This window comes from Synechococcus sp. 65AY6A5, from assembly GCF_002760415.1.
Classification (GTDB): Bacteria; Cyanobacteriota; Cyanobacteriia; order Thermostichales; family Thermostichaceae; genus Thermostichus.
Genome location: NZ_AXUW01000006.1, coordinates 1 through 2,601 on the forward strand (window position 1 = coordinate 1; position 2,601 = coordinate 2,601).

Genomic DNA, 2,601 nt, shown 5'->3' on the forward strand with positions numbered 1-2,601 from the left:
TCCATCATTGTTGGCAAGCGGCATGACAACCGCAGTCTGACATGGGCAAGCGATAATGCGAGAGGAAAGTCAACGGTACAATCACTACAACCATGCTGTGGGGCTAGCGGTTGTTTATCTTATTTTTTGGCCAAAGAGTAAGGAAAGAGGTCTTGGTGGGAGAAGTCAGGAAGAGGTTGTTTGAGCTATGAAACTATATCAACGACCCCCATCATGGGTAAGCGACTAAAGTGGCTAGCGGGCTTTTCCGCCCCGCACTCAAGTGCGGGGCTACCAAGCTATCCCTTTGTGTGTAGGGGCGTCTTGACAGCGCCTTCGCGATTCCGGTTGTGGACTGCGTGAGAATTCCCCGACTTGAGTCGGGGGAGTGTCAAAAAGCACTTGGCGTGGATGCCGAGGCTTGTGTCGCCGTTTTTTAGTTAAGAAAAAGACGCGAGCTCTCGGAAAAAAGCGCGTAGAGTCGCAGAGCTCCTAGGATTGCCCCTTCCCTGGAGAGGGAGGATAAAGCAAGGCTTCCAGCTCCTGTAGAGCCTGCTCTAGATTGTCGTTGACGATCACGTAGTCGAATTCGTCTTTGGCATCCAATTCTTTGCGAGCCTGTTGCAGACGGCGTTGGATGCTGGCTTCAGAGTCTTGTCCGCGTTCGCGAATGCGGCGTTCGAGCTCTTCTAGCGAGGGAGGAGACAGGAAGATGCGAATGGCATCGGGACACTGTTGTCTCACCTGGCGGGCCCCGGCCAGTTCAATTTCCAGAAGCACATCCTGACCCTGGCTGAGTTTTTGGAACACGATCTCGCGGGGAGTGCCGTAAAAGTTACCTGCGTACTGGGCCCATTCCAACAACTCATCGGCTTCAATCAGGTTGAGGAACTCCTCGCGAGTGCGGAAGTAGTAGTTGACGCCTTCCTGTTCCCCAGGGCGGGGGGGGCGGGTGGTTACCGAGACAGAAAAGTACAGCTCAGGGTGGCGCTGGCGCAATTGGCTGACCAGAGTGCCTTTGCCCACCCCACTGGGCCCTGTCAAAACCACCAGGCGACCGCGAGTGGCAGGAGGCCGAGGGGCTTCCTGTTGCTGCAGGCACTCAGGGGGAGTTGGCGAGGAGAGCGTAGTGGAAGAAACTGCCATAGGCGGAGAGCGACAAAGGACGGCTGGACAGTTGGCTGGTTTGGTTTGTTTTAGGATATCTCACTCTCGGCCTCGCAGGCTGCTTGTGAGGCCCTTACTCAGGTTCCTCCGGCGCACCGACTTTGGCAGTAAGGAAGCGGTTGGCAACGGTTTCCGGCTGAATGGCCGAGAGGATGACGTGCCCGGAATCGGTGATGATTACGGCGCGGGTGCGGCGACCGTAGGTCGCGTCCACCAACTGGCCTCTTTCGCGGGCGTCGCTAATGATGCGTTTGATGGGAGCTGACTCAGGACTGACAATGGCGATAACGCGCCCGGCGGCGACGATATTGCCAAAGCCGATGTTGATTAGGCGAGTATCCATGGTTAATCAGCCAATCTAGCGCCTGTCCGGCCAGCAGCCTTCATCTGAATGCGCGGGACACCCCACCGTCTATACGGTGGGGAGCGATAGCGCCTAATATAACCAGCATGACCCAAGTCCTGACTATCTTCTGCAAGCTCAAGGTATCTGCCTCGCAAGCCACAAAGCTGGATGCAACTTTGGATGCCTTTGCCCAGGCCTGCCAACCAAAACACGCCAGAGAAGATAACCAACGCTCTTCAGCTTCAGTCTCTGAGCGACCGCGAAATCCATGCACGGTTTGGGCTGTCCAGCAACTTGGCTGTGCAGGTATGTAGGTCCATCCCCCCGTATACGGGGGGTGTGGAGGGCGGTTGGAGCCGGGTAGTTTACCCTTTTTCCCAAGAAAGTGCAGGTATTAGGCAGCAAGCCGTTCTATGGCTACTGGAAATGGCTTTCTCCTCAGAGAAGCAAAGCCTTGTCAACGTCTGCGCTGGCGACGAGGAGGCCCCTTGCGTTTGCAAATTCTCGGTGGCGTTTTGCTTAGCAAGGCTGGATTCCGCTTTTGAGCTCTAGAGCACGCCGTTGAAGGTAAAGCTGCCGCTGCCCAGCCGCTCCTGGCGATCGAAAACGCTGATGGTGAGTTGATGGGATCCCGTCTGGGTGACGGTAAAGCGGCTCTGGGGCAGGGTAAGCCCTGTTACGGTACAGGCGGTGGCTCCAACGAAGCAGCCGGGCAATTGGGAAGCGTCGAAAGCCCCTAGGGTTACAAAGTTGCCCAGGGGAGTGGTGACGGCAGCCAAGAAAGCGTTGGATCCGCGGATCCCGGCAGGAGCCTCGACGCGGAAGGAGACGACAAAGGTGGGGGTTTGCCCTACGGGGACGGTGCGGGGCGAGAGATCGGTGATGGTGAGAGAAGGAGGAGGGAGGGGCGTCGGCAGGGGCAGGGGGCTGCTGCTGGTCGTCTCCCCGCATCCCGCCAAAACGACGCCCAGGAGCCACAGCAGGGGGATCCGTCTGTTCAGGAGTTGGGCAGGCTGCATAGGTTTCCGTTACCTTCAAATGAGCTGGGTTGCAAGTCTTCTCTTGGCAGAAAGGGAGGGTTCCTCCTATCCTCCCCTGCCCAGGGCTTT

Annotated in this window: 3 protein-coding genes and 2 pseudogenes; 2 read left to right on the forward strand and 3 right to left on the reverse strand. The window is 57.3% G+C overall.

Annotated elements, in window-relative coordinates; all coding sequences use genetic code 11:
• Positions 1-55: 55 nt before the first annotated feature.
• Positions 56-188 (forward strand): annotated as a pseudogene (locus SYN65AY6A5_RS13740) (IS200/IS605 family transposase); the annotation flags it as partial.
• Positions 189-471: 283 nt separating this feature from the next.
• Here the strand turns inward: SYN65AY6A5_RS13740 and gmk are convergent.
• Positions 472-1,125 carry a guanylate kinase gene (gmk, locus tag SYN65AY6A5_RS13745; RefSeq protein WP_011431478.1) on the reverse strand — a complete coding sequence of 218 codons (654 nt, stop codon included), beginning with the start codon at positions 1,123-1,125 and terminating at the stop codon, positions 472-474.
• Positions 1,126-1,219: 94 nt separating this feature from the next.
• The gene (locus SYN65AY6A5_RS13750) at positions 1,220-1,489 is read right to left on the reverse strand and encodes a DUF370 domain-containing protein (protein WP_011431477.1); all 270 of its coding nucleotides are present in this window, start codon (positions 1,487-1,489) and stop codon (positions 1,220-1,222) included.
• Between the two features lie 107 nt (positions 1,490-1,596).
• On the opposite strand from SYN65AY6A5_RS13750, the pseudogene SYN65AY6A5_RS14605 reads away from it, so the two are divergent.
• Positions 1,597-1,813, forward strand: a pseudogene (locus tag SYN65AY6A5_RS14605) (RNA-guided endonuclease TnpB family protein); the annotation flags it as partial.
• Positions 1,814-2,040: 227 nt separating this feature from the next.
• On the opposite strand, the gene SYN65AY6A5_RS13760 reads toward SYN65AY6A5_RS14605, so the two are convergent.
• Positions 2,041-2,511, reverse strand: a complete 471-nt coding sequence (locus SYN65AY6A5_RS13760; protein ID WP_099812725.1) for a hypothetical protein — start codon at positions 2,509-2,511, stop codon at positions 2,041-2,043.
• Between the last annotated feature and the right edge of the window lie 90 nt (positions 2,512-2,601).